Genomic DNA, 21442 nt, shown 5'->3' with positions numbered 1-21442 from the left:
CGGTCCCGGAGAGGTTGTCGAGTGCCAGAGAGGCTGCAAATCCGCTGATCTCACGGGGAAGATCTATTCCAATATGTCAGAATAGCTTGACCGCCTAGCAGTGGCGGATTGCGAAAAATGTCGATGCCCCCAGCCGGAATGATGTTCCGGCGGGGGCCTTTTGGGTGTCTGACAGCAGCAACTGACGGCAACGTCGGCGAACGGGTGTTGCACAAAGTGGCAGGTCGTCACCGTCGCCAGGCTTGGCGGAACGAGCCATAGATGGTGCGGCGCGACTTAACCCTTCCTGCCGCAGGCACACCTGCTCCGAGAGTGAAGAATTCCTTTAGAATTCTGATCAGCATTTCGAGGAGTCCGACGGCAGCAGCTGACGGCAACGTCAGCGGACGGCGGCTGCGCAAAGCGGCGGGCCGTCGCCGTCGTCGGGGTTGGTGGCGGCCTCGGAGGTCTTGCCTCGGGTGCAGCGCAGGTGGGTGAGGCGCGTTGCGCCGACGAAGACAAGCTGCACAGCAGCCTGGACGCTCTTCAGCTCCCATTGGGGGTCGCTCGCCTCAGCGATCATGCGGAGCGCCTCTGTCACGTCGAACTTCCTGCCGTTCTTCTCCAGGCATTCCAGGATCAGCGTCGCCGCATGGGTCTCGCCCTTCGCGCACTCGGTGATCATGCCTCAGTTCGCCTCGTTGAAGGTGGTTCCGTGGGCGAGGAGTTCGCGCAGCAAGATCCGCACCCAATCAGAAATCAGGCAGGACCAGCAGGACTTCCATTGACCGCTTAACCACGCTACAGAATAGCGCTAATCAGACGATCCCGGGACGGTAAATCCAGATGTCTCGTCCCATGAAACTCCGTGCCACTCCGTCAGGGCGTAGGTCGTGATCCGATCATTGACCACAGGATCAATTACTCCGCTGAGAACAGTTGGCATCATGAGATCCCGCCCCTGAAGATCATCGTCGCTCAACACCCACGGGCACGCTCGAGGTAAATTTCCACGACCTCTCCGCCGACACTCACCTGAATATACTGCTCTAGAATCACTTCCCCAGGGCGGGCGACCTGGATTCTGCTGGCAGCCCAGCCCTCGCCTTCCTTGATCGAACCATGGGAGACGTCGGAATCTTGGGCCAGCAGGTGCACCAGAAGTTAATGCAAGCACTCCAGAGCAGTCTTGCCGCCAGAACGCCCGAGGGCACCACACTCAAATGCCATGATTGCTTACCTCTGAAACTCAGTGGCCGTCAAAAACATAGTTGACGCGGACGCCGCCGGTAGGAGTCGGCAATGTGATCGCGATAGGCATCTCCGACCAGCTTATTGAACTGCGGCTGAGTGATCCCAAGCAGCTTGCAGAGGTTCTTGTCGTCATTGTGGACCAGGACCGGCGTGGCCCCCGCCAGCACATAGTACTGTGCGGGCGGGATCTCCGTCAGCTGGAACTTCGCTGGTCAGGCTCCGATTTGACAGCCGTTCCATGTCCGTGCGTGTGCACTGAAGTCCGCCAGTGTTGCCGTCACTACTGCCGTCGAAGGTCTAGACCACCCGGGGAATTCTCGGGATTTGAGATCCCCGTCAAGCGGCCTCGTCGTGTGGAGTGAGACTGATGGTCAAGTCGGCCCCAAGGGCACGGGCCAGGCGGCGCAGCATCGGAAGGGTGGACACCGTTCTGCCGGCTTCGAAGCGGGAGATCTGCGGCTGTTTCATCCGGCACCGCTCGGCCAGCTCGGCCTGGGACAGCCCGAGGTCGGTGCGCCGGTCGCGGACGAGTCGGCCCAGCTCACGGGCGAGTGCTGTGGGGGCGTCACGCATGGCTCCTCCCGAGCTCAGGCGGCCGGGGTGACGATGGTGACGGTGGGCTCGTCCCCAGGGGCGAGGTGCATGTCGACGGTGAGGTCCAAGGCTCGGGCCAGGCGCATGATGACAGCGATGGGCGGCAGTTCGGTGGCGGTCTCGACCCTGTTCCTGGAACAGGGCGTCGAACTCGTCGTTATCAAGGAGCTCTTGGGCCACGCCCACATCGGCGTCACCGCCACCGTCTACGCACACGTCCGATTCCACCTCCAGCGCCAGGCCATCGACCTCCTCGGACACGCCCTCGGCAACCTCCCGGAGACCGCCGCCGAGCCCGACGACGGCGACGACCCACCGCTTGGTGCAGTACCTGTCCGCTGACGTTGCCGTCAACTACTGCCGTCAGACACCCCAGCGGCCCCGCCGGAAATGCATCCGGCGGGGCCGCTGCGTGAAATGATGAGCGGCCTACCGACGCCGACCTCTGCGCCGCAGAGGATATCCAGAGAACTGAACGTGCAAGCTCGGAAAACTGCGCGGGAAGATCTCGATCCGTCGCTCGCCAGAAAGAACGGAGACCAAGAACTCTACGATTCCACCGTCAAATACTGGCCATTTTACATTACGAGCCGCATTGACAGTGATCACCCACTCTTCAGGGGAGCCATCGGGCCGCTTCACCCAATAAATTACATCGCCATTGTCTGTCTTTCCAACTGGAAGAAGGTTCGAGATTTCAAAAGGAATTGTCTCGCCATTACTTGATACCTGCTCGAGAATTTGAGCAGCCCTGACTGCCGACTCCTCCAACCTCAGCGGCTCAAAAGGCGAGCTGGGCTGAAGAATATGGAGAAAGCCATCGAAAGAACCAGGCCCATAGCTTTCCACAAGCCACTTGTAGTCGCCAGGCAGCTCCGTACCGATCCGCTCTTCCAGTCGCAGCCAGTCCACCTCGACAGCTTGCAGATCAGCAGGGGGAGGGCAGAGCGAGCGGAGCTCGCTGGATTTACTCATCCCAGACCTCAACCGTCCATCCCGAACATGCCCGCCGGATTTTCCAGGTATCGCTTCAGATAAAAGCCTTGATTTCCAAATGCTTCGATCTCAAGCCCAATCGGAGGAACATCTCCATCTTCACCATAAATGGCTCTGACATTATACTGAACAGTCTCACCCAAATTCACCGCATCATACACCAGCCCCTCAACCTCATCGCGCATAATCGGTGAATTTGTCGGATCCTGCGTGAGAGTCACCAAATTCTCTTCCAGATCACCCGAGCCTCCGAGTCGATCCGCGAGCAGATGGCCGCGCGCTTCATTGTAGAGCGTGCCATTTCCACCCCAGCCAGATGGCTCAATTGCACCATTAGCTGCAGTGCCCGTATCTAGCATGCCCTTGGAGAGAGAAGCAGAAACACCAGTCGCGCGCCCATCCGCATCAAGCGGATGGTATCGAACGCTACCGCCTTGTTCATAGACCCCATTTCCACAGGTGTTATGCACCAAGATCGGGACGCCGCCCGCCAGCACATAGTACGTGTGGACATCGGAGACGGTGAGGTTGTAGCGGGTGGCGGTGCCGGGGGCTGGGTGAGGGGACTGGACGGTGGCGTGGTGGGCGGGGGTGGTGGTGAGCGAGGTGCCGGCGTGCAGTGCGGCCGCTGGGGTCCAGGTGTGGGTGGCGGGTGTCCAGAAGGGGTGGTTCGCGGTGGTGTGGAGGGTGGCCGTCCGGCCGTCGGCCTGGACGGAGAGGTCGACGAGGTCGGAGTCGCGGTGGACGAGCGTGGCGGTGACGGTCTCCGCGGTGGTGCGGCCGGTGGCGGGGTCGGTGGAGAGGACCTGGTCACCGGGGTGGATGTCCGCGATCGGCTCGTGAGTACCGTTGGCGAGCAGGACGGGGGTGTCAGCGCTGAAGCTGTCCTTCCCGCACGCCGCTCCGGAGTCGGCGGTGCCGGAGAAGCCCGCGGGCATGGGGGTGCAGGCGCCGCTTCCGCCGTCCGGTCCGCAGTAGACGGTGCCGGTTCCGGGGTGCATGAAGTTGCCGTCCCCCGTGCAGAGCAGGCCGTTTGCCAGGCCGACCGCCCGGCCCGGCTGTTCACCGCAGGGGTTGCCGCCGATGAGCGCGTCCGGTGGCAACGGGGCGCCGCGTTGCGTGGGGGCGCAGTCGGAGAGGCTGCCGCCGGAGGTACACGAGCCGGTGGGAGTGGTGGACGACGGCGGGGTGTCGACGCCCTCGCCGACCGCGGTGGGCAGCGTTCCGAGGTCGGCGGCCGGGTGGTCGAGGTCGATCAGCGGGGTGACGACGGTCCGGTAGAAGTCCTTCCACGACGTGCCGGTGATCTTGGAGTTCGACGAGCCGTCGGAGAAGTAGCTCCAGGTGTAGTAGGTCGTGTATGTGTAGTCGTCGGTGCGGTCGTAGCGGTTGGTGTCGTCCCACCAACTGCTCTGCGTGCTCCACGCCTTGGTGGACGAGCTGCTGCTGGTGCCGGTCAGGTGGACGGCGGGCGGGGCCGGGGGCTGGGGCTGGGTGACCGCCTGCCTGGCGGGTCCCTGGCTCATCGGCGGCGTCGTGGTGGCCGGCTGGCTCAGTTGGGTGCTGCCGGGAACGTTGACCGGTGACGTGGAACCGTCGGCGTTGACGATGTAGTAGACGAGCGTCGCCACGTCGATGCCGATCATGACCTCGCCGAGTCCGGGCACGAAGTGCAGTCCGACCCGGGCGGCCGCCTCCTCCGCGGCCTCGGTGCCGAGACGCTCAGCGAGTTGGTCGACCAGTTGGCCGCCCCCGCTCTCGGCGATCGCGGAACCGGCCGTCTCCGCCGCGTTCAGCGAGACCCTGCCGGCGTTCTTGACCGCGCTGGAGAGGTCGGAGAGGAGTCCGGCGGGGTTGATCGAGAAGTGGCCGGTCGGGTCGGAGTAGGTGGCGGGGTTCGCCGAACCGTACGCGTACGGGTTCACCGACGTGGCGTCGGCCACCGGTACGTCGGCGGAGTCCGGGGCGGTGAAGGTCCCGCTGTCGGGCGAGTACCAGCGGGCTTCGGCGTCGACCCGGCCTGAGTCCGGGTCGGTCCACGAGCCCTGGAAGCCGAGGTTCGACGGATCACCGGTGGTCTGGGTGACCGCGCCGAACGGGCCGTAGGAGCGTCCCGCTGTGATGGCCCCGCCGTCCGCGTCGCGCTGGGCGACCTGGTCGCCGTGGATGTTGTCGATCAGCAGCGAGGGCGTGCCGTCCGTGGTGGTCGGGACGCTGGCGAAAGCGGTGCCGTCCGGGTCGCGCGCGTAGGCGTAACTGCCGTCCGTGGCGGGTTCCTGGCTGAACCCGCCGTAGCCGAACTGCCTGCCGGTTCCGCCGCCGGCGTCCGAGCTGCCCAGCAGCCGTCCCAGCGCGTCGTACTGATAGGTGTTCTGGCCGTCGGCCGTCATCTCGTCGAGCGCGTCGAAGCCGGTGGCGCGGGAGACCGGGGTGCCGCCGCCGGCCGGGGTGGTGGCGGTTGAGGCGAGGGTGCCGCGCGGGGTGTAGCTGTAGGCGGTGGACGAGCCGTCGGCGGAGTCCGCCTCGGTGACCCGCTCCCGTTCGTCGTAGCTGGCCGAGGTGGTCGAGGTCTGCTTGGCGGGCTGGCCGTCGGGGCCGGCGGTCCAGTTCGTGGTGCGGGTCCGGTTGCCCGCCGGGTCCCAGGTGTAGTCGGTGCCTTCGCCGGTGGTGGTGTCCTGGGTGCGTGTCAGCCGTTCGGCTTCGTCGTAGGTGTAGGTCTGGGTGTGCGGGTCGGTGGCCGAGCCGTCGGTGGTGGCGGAGGCCAGGTTCCCCGCCGGGTCCCAGCTGTAGCTCTGGGAGAGGTTCTGGGTGCCGGTGGAGGTGTCCTTGGTCAGCCGGTCCAACTGGTCGAAGTCGAAGGTGCGGGTCTGCACGGTGTCGCCGGCGGAGTTCTGGGTCACCTCTCCGGCCGGCAGTTCCCGCATGTCGTACGCGTAGCTCGTGGTGGTGCCGGTCACGGAGTCGGTGCGTGACATGGGGCCGTGGCCCTGGTCGGTCCACGTGTAGCTGACCGAACCCGCGGGATCCTCCTGGGTGAGGGTGCGGCCGTCGCCGTCGTAGGTGTACGAGGACGAACCCGCCGGGCCCTGGCTGGAGATGAGCAGGCCGCGGTCGTCGTAGGTGAACGACTGCGCCTGCTGCCCTTCGTTGGCTGCGGAGGTGATCCGGCCGTCGAGGTCGTAGCCGTAGCCGCGCTGCACGTCGCCGTCGCCGCCGGTCGCCGCGACGGCGGTGGGCCGGCCCAGGTCGTCGTAGTGGGAGGTGCGGACGACGCCGCCGGGGGCGGTCTGCCGCACCGGGTCGCCCGCCGCGTCGTAGGCGGTGGTCGTGGTGCGGTCCGCCGGCGAGGACTGCGTGGACGTGGCGGGGAGGACGACGCTCTCGGCCAGGCCGAGGCTGTTGTAGGTGGTCGTGGTGGCGTGGTCGTCCGCGTCCGTGACCCGGGTGGGGTCGCCCAGCTCGTCGTAGCCGAACCGGGTCACCGCCGGGGGCTGTACGGCTCCGTCCGCGGCCGTGGTCTGCGGTCCGGTGAGCGTGGTGGGCTGGTTCAGCGCGTCATAGGTGATGGTCTGCTTGTGGCCGTCGGGGTCGGTGACACCGGTGACGTTGCCCGCCTTGTCGTAGCTGTACGTCTCCGCCGCCAGCGTGTGCTCCGTGCCGTCGGTGTACCGCTCGGCCGTGACCCGGCCGGTGGGGTCGCGGTCCCAGAAGCGGGTGGCCTGGTTCGGGTCGACCTCCTTGACCAGCCGACCGGCGATGTCGTAGTAGAAGAACGACACGTCACTGCCCTGCCACCGCTGCCACATGTCGCCGTTCTTGTCGTACATGTAGGAGGTGACCAGGCCGTCGGGCGGCGTCACGTGTGTGACCTCGCCGAAGTCGTCGTAGGCGTAGTACGTGGTGAACTGCTGCGCCGCCGCTCCGGCGCGGCGCACCACGTCGGTGACCGAGGTGGTCCGGCCGAGCACGTCGAAGGTCTGGAGGGTCTGGGCGAGCGTCGGGTCCACCACCGACAGCAGGTGGCCGCCGTCGTCGTAGCGGTAGGTCGTGGTGCCTCGCGGCGCGCCGTCGCCGGCCGAGGGCTGCGTCACGTGCGCGAGCCGGTCGCGGACGTCGTAGACGTAGTCGGTGGTCGCGCCGCGGAGGTCGGTGTGGGAGGTGACGTTGCCCGAGTCGTCGTACGTCCAGGACTCCGACGGGGTGACGGCGGTGTCGCCGGGTGCGGTGTAGGAGGGGTACACCGTCTTTACCAGGCGGCCGTGGACGTCGTACTCGTGCCGGGTGACCCGCCCGTCCGGGTCCTTCTCCTCGGTCAGGTCTCCGAAGGTGTCGTACCCGTAGACCGTGGTCGGCCGCTCGGTGTGCTGCGCCGCGTCGGTACCGTCATCGACGCTGACCGGCGGCTGGGCGATGCTGGAGAGCCGGCCGTAGGCGTCGTACGTCTGGTTGATGGTGTACGCCGGGTCCGTGTTCCCGAGGATCCCGTAGCTGGTGACCCCACGGGGGTCGGTGATGGCGAGCGGGCGGCCCTCCGCGTCGCGCCGGTACTCCGTGACCAGGGGATCTTCGAGCGCGGACACCCACTGATCCGTCTGCGCCAGCTGACCGTCGGGGCCGATGAGGGCGGCCGTCTCCTCGGTGGGGCTGCCGGCGCCGTAGAGAAGGGTCGAGATGACGTTGCCGTCGAAGTCGTAGGAGTACGAGGTCGTCCGGTCCTGGGCGTCGGGCGCCACCTCGACGAGACCGGGCCGGTGCTGCGCGTCGTACGCCGTCTTGATCGTGCGCGCCTCGTCGCCGGTGCCCGCGGTGTCGGTGAGCGCGTTGCCGGCGTTGTCGTAGGTGTAGGCGTGCAGGACGAGGTCGCCGCCGTCCTCGGCGGCGCCCAGGACGCTCTCCTGCTTCGTCAGGCCGTCGGGGGTGTAGTCGTACAGGACGGTGGCGCCCATCTCGTCGGTGGTCGCCGACAGCCGGCCCGCGTCGTCGTAGTCGTACCAGGCCAGCGGGACTGTGCGCGGGGTCGACTGGATCGTCGGATCGTCGGTGTAGTTCTCCAGCCGGACCTCGGAGAGCTGGTCTGCGTCCGTGTACCAGAACGTGTAGTGGCCGCCGGTCGGCGACCAGCTCTCCACCACGTTGCCCATGCCGTCGTAGCGCACGTGCTGGGTCTCGACGCCGTTCTCGGTGACGTCGGTGACGCGGTCGCGGCTGTCGTACCCGTAATCCACCGTCCGAGCGGGGTCGCCGCCCTGGTCCGCGGGCGTCAGGTCGCGGGTGACGGTCGACGTCAGCCGGTTGTAGCCGCTGTCATAGGAGTTGGCGACCTGCTTCTGGTGGACGGTGCCGGAGACCGGGTCCGTGACCGGGCTGTCGGTGACGGTGGACACCCGGCCGTCGGCGTCGTAGGCGGTCGTGCTGGTGGACACGGCCCCGTCCAGGGCGTCGGTGGTGACGGTCAGCGGGCGCCCCAGCACCCCGTCGTAGACGGTGTCGGTGACCAGCCCTGAGGCAGTGACGGTTCGGGTGCGGTCGCCGTGGGTGTTGTAGCCGTACCGGGTGTGCAGCCCTTCCGGGTCGGTGACGTCGATGAGCAGGCCGCACGGCACGGTCGAGCCCGCCGGAGCGTCGGCGTCGTCGACCGCCGCGGGCGGTGCGGCGCCGCCGTCGCAGCTGTAGGTGTAGCGGGTGGGCGGGGCCCAGCCGGTCTCGCTCTCGGTGCTCAACCGGCCGTCCGCGGTGTAGGTGTACGACGCGGTGGCGTGGTCGGGGTCCTGGACGGTGCGCGGCAGGCCGTTGCGCGGATCTCCGGGGGTGTACCAGTAGTAGTCGGTGTGGGTGGTGATCTGGGTGCTGTCGTCCCGCATCTGGATGACGTCGGAGACCTGCCCGGAGATGCTGTCCCACAAGTACTGGGTGACGTTGTCGTTCTCGTCCATCACCCCGCTGAGCCGGCCGCGCACGTCGTAGAACCAACTGCGGGTGCCGCCGTCGAAGGCGGCGCCGGCCCCGACCCAGCGGCTCCAGAGGTCGCCGTTGACCGCGTACTGGTACGAGAAGGCGTTGCCGCGCGGGTCGGTCACCACGACGATCCGCGAGCCGTCGTCCGGGTCCGTGCGGCGGGCGTAGCTCCAGCCGTTGTCCACGCCGGTGGACAGGTCGTCACCGAGGTCGACGTGGCTGACCAGGCCGTCGTCGTCGTAGCTGATCACCGCGCGCTGGGTCTCGTTCGCCCGCTCGACGCCCGACATACGGCTGCCGGGGCCCACGTACGCGTAGACGGTCCCACAGGGGGACGGGTCCATCGGGGCGCACACCTGCTGGAGCTGGTTCCCCTGGTAGCGGTAGGTGCGGCTCTGCACGTCCGACGCGGTGGAGCCGGCGGGCGCGGTGGCGACCCGGGTGATCAGCCCGCCGGTCACCGTCAGGTAGAGGGAGCGCCCCGAGCGGACGTCGTCCACCCGGTAGGGCACGCCGCCGCTGTAGTCGACCTTGAGGGAATCGCCGTCCGGTGAGCTGATCTCGTCGATCGTGCCGTCGCCGTTGAACTGGTAGCGGGTGCCGCCACGCAGCATGACGTGCGTGTAGTCCATGACGGAGACCGCGTCGCCGTCGCCGTACTGGGGGGCGTACGTGCCGTCGGGATTGCGCCCGAAGCGGATCTCCCGGCCGTCGGGGAAGCTGACGACGACGAAGTCGTCGCCCTCCTGGCGCGAGCGCATGTCGAGGAAGGACGTCCAGCCCAGGCCGAAGAGCCCGGCGGTGGTCTTGGCGCTGTTGTACGTCCGGCTGATCTCCAGCGGCAGGCCGATACCCGGCACGGTGAGGTCGGTCTCGGCGCGGGTGTAGTTGCCGTCACGGGCGTTGACACCGGCCGCGTCGATGGTGGACGCGTCCACTCCCCAGGCGGCCCCGGGGGCGGGCGGGATGACCGTGGTGAAGTGTGCTGTCGGGCTCTGCGGACGGACCGTACCCGCCTCGCGGATCGTGACGTGCCAGTCGTAGGCGGTGTTCCAGCGCATGGCCGAGGTCGGCGGATTCCAGGTGCTGGTGGTGCGGAACACCCCGGGGAGGACGTTCAGGGCCATCCAGCCGGAGGACGTGCAGCTCTCGCCGGTCTCCTGTTCCGCGCACAGGCTGTAGTCGATGTCCAGTGCCTTGGTGGCGTCGTGGGAGACGGTGACGAAGAGGCGGGGCTCCAGGTTCTCGACGACATCGTTGTCGAGTGGTTCCTCCATCTCCGTGCTGGGGGCGCTGTGCGGGACGGTGAAGGAGACCACGACCGCGGGGATGCCGTACCCGGTGCTGAACCACTCGTCCGTCGGCCCCTCCATCATGTCGAGTGCGAGCTTGTACGAGCCTGCGGCCAGCTCCTCGACGACCAACGGCACGTTCACGCACGCGTTGACGCCCAGGGCCGTCGGCAGGTCGGTGAAGCCGAAGGAGCTCTGCGTGGTGTCCCCGTTGGCGTAGAGGTGGTAGCCCAGCTCGTAGTCGCCCTTGGCCCAGGCGAAGTTGGACTTGTTGCAGACCGTGGTGTTCAGGGTGCCGAAACCGCCGTACCAGGGAGGCGTGCCGCCGAAGCCGGCCGTGGAGTACGTCACCCCGTAGGTCTTCGCCGAGGCGGTCTCCGCGCTGACGGTGCGTACCGGGGCAGTCCCCGCCCCGCCGGCGCCGCTCTTCGCCGCGGTCGGGGAGGCCGCGGGCGCGGGGTCGAGCAGCTGGTCCAGCGTCCGCTTCGGCTGGCTCTTCTCGTAGGTCCGATGGCGTGCGTCGCCGGGCAGTACGGCCTTCTCACGGGCCGCCTCGGCCTGCGGTGACCGCGCGGCCTTCCACCGCGCGGTCAGTGCTTTCGGCACGTCGGTGAGGCTGGTGGGCCGCGCGGTACGCCGCGCCGCGTCCTGCGCCTTGAGCCCGTCGACGAGCTCGGCCCGCTTCGAGCCCTTGGCGGGGCGGGGCTGCGTGGAGTGCTTGGCGTCCTGATGAGCCGCCGGGCTGACCTTGCCCGGCGGCAACGGCGCCGACAGCCGCGCGCTGTCCGCCACCGCCCGCGCCCCCTGCGGCCCCACTCCCAACAACCCGCTCAACACCGCGACAGCCGAGAGGACCGCGAGAACCGCGCGTACCCGCCACTTCGCCATGAGGTGATCCCCCTGTCCGTCGGACGCTGCCCGAACTCCCGCGCCCATCGTGATCCCGACGGCACGGCTCCGGTCCGGTCGGCGAGATCAATTCCCGTACGGGACAGGGGGAATTGACTCGTCCGCAGCGGAATCTTCAGTTCCCGGGCGGGGAGTTCGACTCGGGGACTTCCCAGGGACCTCTCGGGGGACGCACAGGGGCTTGAGCGGGCGGCGGGGGGCGGGGGCCCGGGCGGCTGTTCCGTAGCAGGGCCGGGGGTCGCCGGCACGGGGGGTAGCCCCCGGTGGCGGGACGGGGTGGCCACCGGCGGGGTCGGGTGGTGGTGCCATGGCCCGGCGCGGCGGCGGTTTCTAGCGTGAGGGGTGCGGTCGGAGAGCGGCCGCCACCGTCCTTTCCGGCCTGCCGTCGTCCGGCGGCCGCCTCTGCCTGCCCGAGGAGCGTCTTCGATGGCCGCCACCAGCAGCACCCTGACCGCAGCTCCACCTGTCCCGGGCCTGCCGGACGTCCCCGCGGAGGGCGCGGGCAGCGAGTTCGCGCCCCTGTTGCGGCAGGTGCGGCAGGCGGGGCTGCTCCGACGGAGGCGGCGGCACTACGCGGTGTCCATCGCGGTGAACCTGCTGGCCACTGCGGCCCTTTGCGCCGGCGTGGCGGTGGTGGGCGCGACCGGGTCGTGGTGGGTGCTCGCGCTGGCGGTGCCGGCGGCGGTGCTGTCGGCCCGTGCGGGGTTCTTCGGGCATGACGCCGGCCACCAGCAGGTGGCCGCGGGCCGCCGGGCCAACCGGGCCCTCGCGCTGCTGCACGGCAACCTCCTGCTGGGTATGGGCGCGTCCTGGTGGACGGACAAGCACAACCGGCACCACGCCAACCCCAACCACGTCGGCAAGGACCCCGACGTGGAGGTCGGCGCACTGGTGTGGACCAGGGCCCAGGCGGTCGAACGCGTCGGCTTCGCACACTTTCTGACAAAACATCAGGCTGGACTGTTCTTCCCGATGCTGCTTCTGGAGGGCCTCGCGCTGAAGGTGGCGAGCGTGCGCGACCTGCGCCGGCTGCGCGGCGCCGACCGGCTGGTGGAAGGCGGCCTCCTGCTGGCCCATCTGGCGGGTTACACGGCCCTGTTGCTCACGCTGCTGACGCCGGGGCAGGCGCTGGCCTTCGCGGCGGTGCACCACGCGCTGACCGGTGTGCACCTCGGGTGCGCGTTCGCCCCCAACCACAAGGGGATGGCCATGCCGGAGGAGGGCACGCGCTGGGGCCACCTGCGGCGCCAGGTGCTCACCTCCCGCAACGTCCGCGGCAACCCGGTGGTCGACTTCCTGCTCGGCGGCCTCAACTACCAGGTCGAGCACCACCTCTTCCCGAGCATGCCCCGCCCCCACCTGCGCCGGGCGCAGCCCCTGGTCCGCGCGCACTGCGCCCGTATCGGCATCCCGTACACCGAGACCGGCCTGTTCGCCTCCTATCGCCAGGCGCTCGGCCACATGCACGCGGTGGGCGAGCCCCTGCGCTGAGCGGGTGCTCCCCCGAGCCGCCCGAGCCGCCCGAGCCGCTACTGGCATGACGGGGTCAAAGATTCCCCGAACGGGGACGACCGGGGCGGAAACCGGGCTAGTCTCCGGCCGAGGCTGTCCGGTCGGGCAGCCGCCATGACGCACGCACCAGAGGGGATCTGATGCGCAGCACAAGGGGGTTGGCCGCCACGGTGACGTGCGCGGTCCTGACAGCGATAGGCACCGCGGTGGCGCCGGCACCGGCGGGGGCGCTCACACCGCCGGTGGCCATGACCGCGGACGACCTGGCGACGTGGCAGACCAACGGGGTGGTGTGGGCGCTGGCCCAGGCCCAGGGCGTGGTCTTCGCCGGGGGGACCTTCTCGACCGTACGGCCGCCCGGGGCGGCGGCCGGCACGAGCGAACAACCCGCCCTCAACTTCCAGGCGTTCGACGCCGCCACCGGTGCTCCGACCTCGTGCAAGCTGTCCTTCACCGTCGGGTCGGGCACGGCGACGGTACGGGCGCTGGCCGTCTCCCCCGACCAGGGCACCCTCTACGCCGGAGGCACCTTCGGCGCGGTGAACGGGGTGCCGGCCAGCAACATCGCGGCGATCGACATCGCCACCTGCTCGGTGAAGTCCTCGTTCGGGGTGTCGGTCTCCGCGCAGGTGCGGGGTCTCGCGGTGACCTCGGACACCGTCTACATGGCGGGCAACTTCACCACGGTGGCCGGGGAGCCGAGGCAGCACTTCGCGGCGGTGTCCACCACCGGCGCGCTCAAGCCCTTCACGGCCGACGCCGACGACGCCGGCAAGTCACTGGCGGTGAGCCCGGACGGCACCGAACTCGCGATCGGCGGCGACTTCGCCACCGTGAACGGCGCCTCCTCGCACGCGCTGGCCGTGGTCGACGCCACCACCGGTGCGAACGTGAAGACGTACCCGGGCTTCATTCCGGCGACCTCCACCGTCCAGAACATCACCAGCGACGGCACGAGCTTCTACACCGGCAACGAGGGCACCGGAAGCGGGGTGTTCGACGGCCGCATCGCCATCAGCTGGAGCAGCCTCGGCCAGCGGTGGCGCGACACCTGCCTGGGCGCGACGCAGGCGGTCATCGTCTACAAGTCCGTCCTCTACAGCGCCTCCCACGCCCACGACTGCTCCAGCATGGGGCAGTTCCCGCAGATGAACGACCGTCAGCACCTGCTCGCCGAGTCGGTGGACAACCCGAAGCCGCTGCTCGGCTGGTTCCCGGACACCGACGACGGCCCCGCCGGCACCGAGCAGATCGGCCCGCGCGCCCTCACGGTCGCCTCCAGCGGCGGCACCGACTACCTGTGGGTGGGCGGCGAGTTCACCCGTATCGCGAGCAACGGAAACCGTCCCCAGCAGGGCCTGGTCCGGTTCGCCAACACCCCCGACACGCGGTCCCCCTCCGTGCCGCTCCAGGCGCTGGCCGCCAACGCGACCGGCGGACGGGTCCTGCTGCGGTGGCAGGCCGGCCTCGACCTCGACGACACCACGCTGACCTACACCGTCTACCGCGACGGCACCAAGATCGGCGCCGTGACCGGCGACTCCACGTTCTGGCAGCTCCCGACCCTGTCCTTCTCCGACGCGAGCGCGCAGCCCGGCACCACCTACACGTACCAGGTCACCGCCTCGGACCCGGCCGGCAACACCAGCGCCAAGTCGGAGGCGACGAGCGTCACCACGCCCGGAACGCCGACCTCGGCCACCACCGTCGTGTCGGACGGCGCGGACGCCTACGTCAACGAGGCGGCCCAGACCACCAACTACGGCGCCGACCAGCAGCTGGCGGTACGCGGCACGACCGGGTACACCGCCTACCTCCGGTTCGACCTGCCCCAGGCGCCGTCCGGAATGGTCCTCAAGAGCGCCGAGTTGACCGTGCGCACCAGCTCGCTCAGTACCGGCGGCTCCACCGACGACCTCGCGGTGCAACCGGTCACCGGCAGTTGGACCGAGACCGGGGTCACCTGGTCCACGAAGCCCGCCCTCGACTCCACCGTGCTCGGCACCCTCCACGCGCCGTCGGCGCTCCAGACCGACTACTCGGCGGCTCTCACCGCCTCCGCCCTCAGCGACCACCTCGGCCAGAGCTACGACCTGGCGCTGACCGACACGGGTGCGGACTCGGCGTGGCTGTGGTCCCGCGACGCCCCGGGGACGTCGGGCCACCCGCAGCTCACCCTGGTCTTCGGCCAGCCGTGACCGGGAGCCCCGCGCGCGTCGCCGCAGCCGCCGTGTTCATGGCGGCTGCGGCGGCGCTGGCCGGCTGCGGCAGCGCCCACCACACGGAGGCCGCGCGGCCCACCGCGGCCGCCTCCTCCACCGCCTCCTCCTCCGCCACGGCTGCAACCCCCACCGCGACCGCGCCCCCTGCCGAGCGGTCCCCCTCGGTCGGTCCGGACGGCACCGCCGAAAGCGTCCAGCCGAGCCCCGGCCCCACGGTGCCCGCGGCTCGCCTGACCCCGGCCACCGGCACGTTCACCGGGCGGCAGAAGGACTACCTGGCCGGCAAGGTGCACGTCGGCCAGGACCCGTCCTCCGTCCTCGAAGACGGCCAGGACGTGTGCGAGCGCATCGCCCTGACCGCGCGAACCAGCCCGTCCGACGCCAAGGCCGCCATCTCCTCCGGCGAACTCCCCTCGGCAAAGGACGCGATCACCTACCTGTGCCCGAGGTACGCCTACCTGCTGAAGTGACCGCGCCACCGTGACGGCGGCGGTGGAACCGCCAACGCCGTCGGGGAGCCCCGGTCACGGCCGCGCCTGCCCGCCCCCTCCGGTGGGGGCCGGCGCCGGTTCGGTGGCGGCCCAGGTGGCGAGGAGGCGCAGGCCGTCGGCGGAGGGGGTGCCGGGGGCGGCGCTGTAGCTGGTGAGGGTGAGACCGGGGTCGGCGGGCAGGGCCATGGCCTCGAAGTCGAGGGCGAGGTCGCCGACGGCGGGGTGGTGGAAGCGCTTCGTGCCGGTGTGGTGCAGGCGGACGTCGTGCTTGGCCCACGCGGTGCGGAACACGTCGCTGCGGGTGACGAGTTCACCGACGAGGTCGGTGAGGTTCCGGTCGTAGGGGGCGCGGCCGGCCTCGGTCCGCAGCAGGGCGACGGTGGTGTCGACGGAGGTGTCCCAGTCGGGGAAGAAGTCCGCGCCGCCGGGGTGGAGGAACTGGAAGCGGGCGATGTTGACCGGCCGGTCGGGAGCGTCGAACAGCGGTGAGTACAGGGCGCGGCCGAGAACGTTGACCGCGAGGACGTCCAGGCGGCCGTTGCGGATGAAGGCCGGGGCGTCGGTCATGGAGTCCAGGACCCGCTGCATGGTGGGGCGGATCCGCGGACGGGCCGGGCGGGCGGAGCGAGGCGGGCCGGCGTTGGCGGTGCGGGCGAGGTCCCACAGGTGGGAGCGCTCGGCTTCGTCGAGCTGGAGGGCGCGGGCGACCGCGTCGAGGACGCTGTCGGAGACCCCGGCGAGGTTGCCGCGCTCCAGGCGGACGTAGTAGTCGATGCTGACGCCGGCCAGCAGCGCGACCTCCTCGCGCCGCAGCCCCGGCACACGGCGGTTGCTGCCGTAGGCGGGCAGGCCCGCCTGCTGCGGGGTGATCCGGGCGCGACGGGTGGCCAGGAACTCCCTGACGTCGCTCCTGCTGGTCCTGCTGTCCATGCCCTCCAGGCTACGGTCGGCCCGGACGGACTGGGGGGTACTGTCGTTACCCGGGACGGCAGGCCCTTCTCCACGGCTGTGGCCTGCGGTTTCGTTGCTGACGGAACCGAGCGGGTCGGGCGGGCCGACCGGACCGGGCGGACCGGGCGGACCGGGCGGACCGGGCGGACCGGGCGGACCGGGCGGACCGGGCGGACCGGGCGGACCGGTATACCTCAAGGCCGGCGCCCCCGCACGGAGCCGGGACCGCCGCCTGCCACCGGGAACGGTGGGCGCCGCGCCTGGGAGCGCGCCGGGGACCGCTCCCCGAAGGCCCGGAACCGGCGGTGACCACCTCGACGCGAGGAGTACGCGATGCCCGGACAGACCGCCCCCGACACCTGGCTCCCGTGGGGCCGAATCGGGTCGAGCTGACCGACGACGTGCTGTTCGGCGACGTGCGGGAGCGGCCCGGCCTGTCGCAACGGCACCGCGGCCTGGTCACGGTGGGCGTGCTGGCCGCGCTCTACCGCCCCGGGCCCGAGCAGCTCGGCCTCCACCTCAGGCCGGCCCTGGACGACGGCCTCTCCCCCGCAGAGCTGGGCGAGGCCGTGACCCGCCTGGCCTTCCAGGCGGGGTGGCCGAGCGCGATGACGGCGGCGGGCCAGTTGCACGCCCTCGTCGCGGACGCGGACGCGGACCCGGCCCCGGACGCGGACGCGGACACCGCCGGCGGTGCCGCCGACGCCACCCAGGACACCTGACCGGCGCGGGGCGGCACCGCCGCCCCGCCTCGCGCGGTCGCGGGCCGTCAGGCCCGCGGGCCGCGGCTGTCGGGGGCTGCCGGCCGCCGGAGGCGAGCGCCCCGGGTCACCACGACCCGACGATGCTGGGCGGCACGAACAGGTGCCGCGCCCGGTGCCGCAGCACCAGCGAGGCGGGCAACCGGGCGTCGCCCACGTCGGAGACACAGGTGGCGCAGGCCTCGTCCACGGCGGGCACGTCGTCCGGGTGGCGGGCGGCGATGTGCTCCGCGAGCCGGATCTGCGTCGAGAGGATGCTGTCCATCGGATCGCAGTCGACCCCGGGCCCGAGTTCCCGCCGGGCGGCGTCGACGATCTCCGGCGCGCGCTTCATCGCCTTGTACAGCACGACGCAGTCCCGGCACTCCCACATCCAGACCGGCGGAAGCGGCCACTCGTCAGCCGGATCGGCATCCTTGGCGTCCATACCCGCCACGCTATCCCCCTCCCCCGCCCCGCCGCGGGCTTTCCCGACGGGAACAGCCCGCCGATACGCGGCAGGGAGCGCGTTCCTGTCCCGTGCCGCGACGGAAGGCTCAACATCCCTGTGTTCCGGGGTATATGGGGCACCCGCGGTGCGGGCAGCGCGGAGCGGCACCGCGTAGGCAACGGCACCACCGGCGGAAGGTGCGCGACACCCGGCCGATGCGACCCGCGGGCGCGCCCCGACCGCCCAGACCGTCCCGACCGCTCCGACCGCTCCGACCGGCGCTTCGCCCGAACGGGTCAGGTGAACCGGCGCCGCGGCCCGGGTCGGGCGAAAGGAGGTGCGTCGGGCAGCGCGGTGTCGGCAGGATGCCGGGGTGACCGAGCAGCCGCGCGACACGACCCCGCCCCCTTCTGTCCTCGATGCCTTCGGCGTGCGGGGCACAGCGGTCCCGCTGGCCGGCGGGCAGGGACGCAGCGTCCTCGTCGGCGGGTTCGTGTTCAAGCCCGTCGAGGACGCCGAGGACGCCGAGGAGGAGGCCGAGTGGGCGGCCTCCCTGTTCGAGAGGCTGGTGCCGGGCAGCGGCTTCCGCGTCCCCCTGCCGCTCCGCTCCGGCGACGGCCGCAGCCTCGTGGACGGCTGGACGGCCTGGGAGTTCCTGCCCGGCGAGCCCGGACCGCAGGGCCACTGGGCCGAGGTGCTCCGCGCCGGGCGGGCCTTCCACGCCGCGCTGCGGGACCACCCCCGGCCCGGCTTCCTCGACCGGCGCACCCATCCCTGGGCGGTGGGCGACCGGGTCGCGTGGGGCGAGCAGGACGTCGAGGTGGTCGACGACCTCGCCGGGCCGTTCTCGACCCTCCTGGAGCTGCGGCGCCCCGTGCTGCGGGAGGCCGCCCAGCTCGTCCACGGCGACCTCGCCGGCAACGTGCTCCTCGCCGCGGACGAGGCCCCGGCGGTGATCGACTTCTCCCCGTACTGGCGGCCCCCGGCGTTCGCCGACGCGGTCGTGGTCGCCGACGGCCTGCTCTGGTACGGCCTCCCGCCCGGCCTGCTGACGGGCCCGGGCGACGGCGGTCACGCCGACTGGCCGCAGATGCTGGTCCGCGCGCTGATCTTCCGGCTCGTCGCGGACAGCGAGAACGCGGGGCCGTCGGGACGGAGCCGGCCCGGCGAGCCGGACCGGTACGCGAGGGCAGTGGACGCGGTCCTCCGCGCCATGACGTCCCGTCAGCAGTAGGAACTGGCCGTGCTCCAGCCGATCGCGCGCCCCGTTTCCTCGTACCGCGTCGCTCGTTGGGCGGGGTGGTCGGTGCCGAGCCCGTGGCGTTCGGCCGCCACGGACGGAGAGGGGCGCCGGGTGACGGGTCGCACGGAGTCGGACGGGCGTGCCGGGTCCGCCGAGTCGGTCGAATCGATGGAGCAACTCGCCTCGGTCTGGCGGGATATGGTGCTCGACCGCGACCCGGGGGCGGACGTGCGCGACCTTCCCGGGATCGCCGTCCGCTGGGCCGACTGCCGGTTCGCCTTCTGGAACTGCGTCACCCTGACCGACGTCGGCGCCGGCGGCCCGCTCCTGGAGCGGCGCCTCGGCGAGGCCGCGGACATCATGCGCTCCAAGGCGCGGCCGGGGTTCCTGTGGGTCTTCGAGGACCTCCTCGCCCCAGAGGCCCGTCGGGTCCTGGACGGGGCGGCCGAGCGGGCCGGACTGGCCTACGCCTTCCCCGGCACCGGCATGGCGGGGGACCTGCTCCCCGTCCCGGAACCCGCCCACCCCGACCTCATGTTCGTCCGTGTCACCACCGACGAGCAGCTGCTGGAGTACGCCGACCTCAACTCGCGCGCCTACGGCTTCCCCCTGGAGGACGGCCGGGACGGGCTCGCCGGGTCCGCGCTCTGGAAGGAGCGGGTCCACGCCTATCTGGGGATGCGCGGCGACACCGCGGTGACCTGCGCCGGGACGGTGGAGGCGGACGGGCGGCTCTTCGTCGTCCTGGTCGCCACCGATCCGCGGTGGGAGCGCAGGGGCTACGGCGAGGCGGTGACCCGCAAGGCCCTCCACGAGGGTGCCCGGGCCACCGGGCTCACCCGGGCCACCCTCCACGCGACGGCGGCCGGGGCGCCGGTCTACCCGCGGATCGGCTTCGTCCCGAACTCACCGATGCGCTTCTACGGCCTGAAGGGCTGACCCCGGCCCGCGGCCGCGCCCGCCCCGGCCCGGTGCTCCCTCCCGCGCTCCTTCCCGCGCCCCCTCCGAAGTCGGCCGACCGCCGGGGAGGGCGTCTCGCTGCTTGCCCGGATCAGGCGTGTTCGCCCGCGGACTCCCCCCGGCCGGACCGGACGGCAACCCGGGAGGTGCGGCCCGCCGGCTCCCGCACCACGATGCGTTAGGGAACGACAGGGAAGAACACCTCCGCACCGCATGCCAGGGAATGGGAGAAGTCATGACCACCGGAGTCCCGACCGCGCCGACCGCCGAGGACCGATCAGGCGTGGCCGACGTCCCGCGCCGCATGATGACGGCCTGGGCCGCCAACGACGCGTCCGCCTTCGCCGAGCTCTTCACCGAGGACGGCACCATGGTGCTGCCCGGCGACATCTTCAAGAAGGGCCGTACCACCATCCAGGAGTTCATGGCGGCCGGCTACGCCGGTCCGTACAAGGGCACATCGGTGTTCGGCGCCCCGCTGGACCTCAAGTTCCTCGGCGCCGACGCGGCGGTGATCGTCACCGAGGGCGGAGTGCTGGCCCCCGGGGAGTCGACGGTCGCGCCCGAGCGGCAGATCCGGGCGACGTGGGTGCTCAGCAGGCAGAACGGTGTCTGGTCGATCGCCGCCTACCACAACAGCCCCGTCCAGGTGGCCTGACACCCGTCCCCGGCGATCAGGCGGCGGCACTCAGGGAGTAGACCCGGCGCACGGTCATGCCCGACGATGGCGTCCGTCCGAACCGGCCGACTCCGTGGAGAACGTATGCCGTACATCCGGATCACCAACGACCTGCCGGGCATCAGCGGCCTGATGGTCCAGCGGCCCGACACAGCCGCCCCGCTGAACCAGCTCGTCGAGACGCTGCTGCGCGCCCCGAACTCGCTCAGCCCCGGCGAGCGGGAACTGATCGCGGCGTACACCTCCGACCTCAACGAGACGCCGTTCTGCTCGGGTTCGCACGGCGCGTTCGCCGCCGCGCAGCTCGAAGGCGGCCATGACCTGGTGAAGGCGGTTCTGCACGATCCCGACGAGGCGCCGATCACCCCCCGGCTGCGTGCCCTGCTGCGGATCGCGGCCGAGGTGCGCGGGCCGGTGTCGGCCGTGTCGCCGGAGGCGGTGGCCGCGGCTCGGGCCGAGGGCGCGGACGACGACCAGATCCACGACACCGTCCTGATCGCGGCGGCGTTCTGCATGTACAACCGGTACGTCAGCTGCCTCGACACCGTGCTGCCGGCCGACTCCTCCTACTACGACGAGGGGGCGCGCCGGATCGTCGAGCGCGGCTACACCGGAGCTCGCTGAACACGGGGAAGCCGGGGGGCCGTTGACTCCCCCCGGCTTTCTCCCTTCCCCCGACGCCGTCTCGACGCCTGACGCCCGCCCGACCGCCAACGTCCGCTCGACGGCTTGACGGCTCGACGGCTCGGCAACGCCGCCCGCACAGGCTGGTCCGCGCCGGGACCTCCCCGACGTCCCCGGCGCGCTGCCGCGTCCATGAGTTGGACAGCAGTCCAGGGGTGACTGGGGTCTTCCGCGAAACCCCTTCCCAGGAAGGGGGTTTCGCCGGACCGGACGTCCGGCTCGGCGGCCGTCGGGTTCCCCGGGCGCAGCCGTACGCGTCGCCGGCGGCGACAACGCCGCTCGCCGCGCCCCGCGCCACGCGCCACGCGCCACGAGACGGCGGCGCGCCAGCCCGGCTCCTCCGCGAACTGCCGTCTCAGCCGCGGCTGGTGGCCGAGGGAGCGGGCCACGGCCTCCGTCCCGTCGCCGGCCCCGTCAGCGGAGCCGCCGACCTCGGACTCGCCGGCCGACGGCTCGCCGCGGTCGCGGGCGGGTGACGACCCTCGCCTTCGCGGCCGTGCCCGCGCGGTGGCGCGGATATCGGCTGCCCG

The 21442-nt window shown here is 70.9% G+C and carries 16 protein-coding genes; 9 read left to right on the top strand and 7 right to left on the bottom strand.

Annotation, left to right across the window (positions count from 1 at the left end):
- Positions 1 to 379: 379 nt before the first annotated feature.
- From BS72_RS26375 to BS72_RS26370, 3 genes are all read right to left on the bottom strand, one after another.
- Positions 380 to 664: a hypothetical protein gene (locus BS72_RS26375; protein ID WP_037914156.1), complete on the bottom strand. Its 285-nt coding sequence runs from the start codon at positions 662 to 664 to the stop codon at positions 380 to 382.
- A gap of 293 nt (positions 665 to 957) precedes the next feature.
- Positions 958 to 1137, bottom strand: coding sequence for a hypothetical protein (locus tag BS72_RS36800; protein ID WP_157856334.1), 180 nt, complete (start codon positions 1135 to 1137; stop codon positions 958 to 960).
- Positions 1138 to 1569: 432 nt separating this feature from the next.
- Entirely contained in the window at positions 1570 to 1806 is a 237-nt protein-coding gene (locus BS72_RS26370) for a helix-turn-helix domain-containing protein (RefSeq protein WP_037914153.1), read from the bottom strand.
- Positions 1807 to 1923: 117 nt separating this feature from the next.
- On the opposite strand from BS72_RS26370, the gene BS72_RS26365 reads away from it, so the two are divergent.
- Positions 1924 to 2169 carry a hypothetical protein gene (locus BS72_RS26365; protein ID WP_051951727.1) on the top strand — a complete coding sequence of 82 codons (246 nt, stop codon included), beginning with the start codon at positions 1924 to 1926 and terminating at the stop codon, positions 2167 to 2169.
- An 87-nt stretch (positions 2170 to 2256) separates the two neighbouring features.
- Here BS72_RS26365 and BS72_RS35970 read toward each other — a convergent pair whose 3' ends face one another.
- Both BS72_RS35970 and BS72_RS26360 read right to left on the bottom strand, forming a co-directional pair.
- On the bottom strand, positions 2257 to 2802 hold the full coding sequence (locus tag BS72_RS35970) for an SMI1/KNR4 family protein (protein ID WP_107498893.1): 546 nt from the start codon (positions 2800 to 2802) through the stop codon (positions 2257 to 2259).
- Positions 2803 to 2810: 8 nt separating this feature from the next.
- Entirely contained in the window at positions 2811 to 10958 is an 8148-nt protein-coding gene (locus BS72_RS26360; protein WP_157856333.1) for a polymorphic toxin-type HINT domain-containing protein, read from the bottom strand.
- A gap of 447 nt (positions 10959 to 11405) precedes the next feature.
- On the opposite strand from BS72_RS26360, the gene BS72_RS26355 reads away from it, so the two are divergent.
- The 3 genes from BS72_RS26355 (at position 11406) to BS72_RS36795 (ending at position 15183) form a co-directional block, all read left to right on the top strand.
- Positions 11406 to 12470, top strand: a complete 1065-nt coding sequence (locus tag BS72_RS26355; RefSeq protein ID WP_078901650.1) for a fatty acid desaturase family protein — start codon at positions 11406 to 11408, stop codon at positions 12468 to 12470.
- 161 nt (positions 12471 to 12631) lie between these two features.
- Positions 12632 to 14689 (top strand): CBM96 family carbohydrate-binding protein, encoded by a 2058-nt coding sequence (locus BS72_RS26350; RefSeq protein WP_078901649.1) that lies wholly within the window; start codon positions 12632 to 12634, stop codon positions 14687 to 14689.
- A complete protein-coding gene (locus tag BS72_RS36795; protein ID WP_051951724.1) occupies positions 14686 to 15183 on the top strand; it encodes a hypothetical protein in 498 nt (165 codons plus the stop codon). The genes BS72_RS26350 and BS72_RS36795 overlap by 4 nt, the downstream gene beginning before the upstream one ends.
- A gap of 54 nt (positions 15184 to 15237) precedes the next feature.
- Here BS72_RS36795 and BS72_RS26340 read toward each other — a convergent pair whose 3' ends face one another.
- Complete coding sequence (locus BS72_RS26340) at positions 15238 to 16134, bottom strand: helix-turn-helix transcriptional regulator (protein WP_037914144.1); 897 nt, start codon at positions 16132 to 16134, stop codon at positions 15238 to 15240.
- Positions 16135 to 16523: 389 nt separating this feature from the next.
- Between BS72_RS26340 and BS72_RS26335 the strand changes: the two genes are divergently transcribed.
- Entirely contained in the window at positions 16524 to 16877 is a 354-nt protein-coding gene (locus BS72_RS26335) for a carboxymuconolactone decarboxylase family protein (RefSeq protein WP_063836141.1), read from the top strand.
- A 106-nt stretch (positions 16878 to 16983) separates the two neighbouring features.
- Here the strand turns inward: BS72_RS26335 and BS72_RS26330 are convergent, their stop codons facing one another.
- A complete protein-coding gene (locus BS72_RS26330) occupies positions 16984 to 17343 on the bottom strand; it encodes a hypothetical protein (protein WP_078901647.1) in 360 nt (119 codons plus the stop codon).
- Between the two features lie 376 nt (positions 17344 to 17719).
- On the opposite strand from BS72_RS26330, the gene BS72_RS26325 reads away from it, so the two are divergent.
- From BS72_RS26325 to BS72_RS26310, 4 genes are all read left to right on the top strand, one after another.
- Entirely contained in the window at positions 17720 to 18580 is an 861-nt protein-coding gene (locus BS72_RS26325; protein WP_037914142.1) for an aminoglycoside phosphotransferase, read from the top strand.
- 177 nt (positions 18581 to 18757) lie between these two features.
- Positions 18758 to 19528, top strand: coding sequence for a GNAT family N-acetyltransferase (locus BS72_RS26320; RefSeq protein ID WP_037917744.1), 771 nt, complete (start codon positions 18758 to 18760; stop codon positions 19526 to 19528).
- Between the two features lie 256 nt (positions 19529 to 19784).
- Positions 19785 to 20207, top strand: a complete 423-nt coding sequence (locus BS72_RS26315) for an SgcJ/EcaC family oxidoreductase (RefSeq protein ID WP_037914141.1) — start codon at positions 19785 to 19787, stop codon at positions 20205 to 20207.
- A 105-nt stretch (positions 20208 to 20312) separates the two neighbouring features.
- Complete coding sequence (locus BS72_RS26310) at positions 20313 to 20852, top strand: carboxymuconolactone decarboxylase family protein (protein WP_037914140.1); 540 nt, start codon at positions 20313 to 20315, stop codon at positions 20850 to 20852.
- Positions 20853 to 21442 lie beyond the last annotated feature (590 nt).

Source organism: Actinacidiphila yeochonensis CN732, assembly GCF_000745345.1.
GTDB classification, from domain to species: Bacteria; Actinomycetota; Actinomycetes; order Streptomycetales; family Streptomycetaceae; genus Actinacidiphila; species Actinacidiphila yeochonensis.
This window is presented reverse-complemented; position numbering and strand designations above follow the sequence as displayed.

What these genes read in the sequence shown, in the direction of transcription:
- BS72_RS26365 (WP_051951727.1), top strand. Translation starts at nt 1,924, where the DNA reads ATGGGCGGCAGTTCGGTGGCGGTCTCGACCCTGTTCCTGGAACAGGGC.
- BS72_RS26310 (WP_037914140.1), top strand. Translation starts at nt 20,313, where the DNA reads ATGCCGTACATCCGGATCACCAACGACCTGCCGGGCATCAGCGGCCTG.
- BS72_RS26355 (WP_078901650.1), top strand. Translation starts at nt 11,406, where the DNA reads ATGGCCGCCACCAGCAGCACCCTGACCGCAGCTCCACCTGTCCCGGGC.
- BS72_RS26320 (WP_037917744.1), top strand. Translation starts at nt 18,758, where the DNA reads ATGGAGCAACTCGCCTCGGTCTGGCGGGATATGGTGCTCGACCGCGAC.
- BS72_RS26360 (WP_157856333.1), bottom strand. Translation starts at nt 10,958, where the DNA reads ATGGCGAAGTGGCGGGTACGCGCGGTTCTCGCGGTCCTCTCGGCTGTC.
- BS72_RS26370 (WP_037914153.1), bottom strand. Translation starts at nt 1,806, where the DNA reads ATGCGTGACGCCCCCACAGCACTCGCCCGTGAGCTGGGCCGACTCGTC.
- BS72_RS35970 (WP_107498893.1), bottom strand. Translation starts at nt 2,802, where the DNA reads ATGAGTAAATCCAGCGAGCTCCGCTCGCTCTGCCCTCCCCCTGCTGAT.
- BS72_RS26330 (WP_078901647.1), bottom strand. Translation starts at nt 17,343, where the DNA reads ATGGACGCCAAGGATGCCGATCCGGCTGACGAGTGGCCGCTTCCGCCG.
- BS72_RS26350 (WP_078901649.1), top strand. Translation starts at nt 12,632, where the DNA reads ATGCGCAGCACAAGGGGGTTGGCCGCCACGGTGACGTGCGCGGTCCTG.
- BS72_RS26375 (WP_037914156.1), bottom strand. Translation starts at nt 664, where the DNA reads ATGATCACCGAGTGCGCGAAGGGCGAGACCCATGCGGCGACGCTGATC.
- BS72_RS26340 (WP_037914144.1), bottom strand. Translation starts at nt 16,134, where the DNA reads ATGGACAGCAGGACCAGCAGGAGCGACGTCAGGGAGTTCCTGGCCACC.
- BS72_RS26315 (WP_037914141.1), top strand. Translation starts at nt 19,785, where the DNA reads ATGACCACCGGAGTCCCGACCGCGCCGACCGCCGAGGACCGATCAGGC.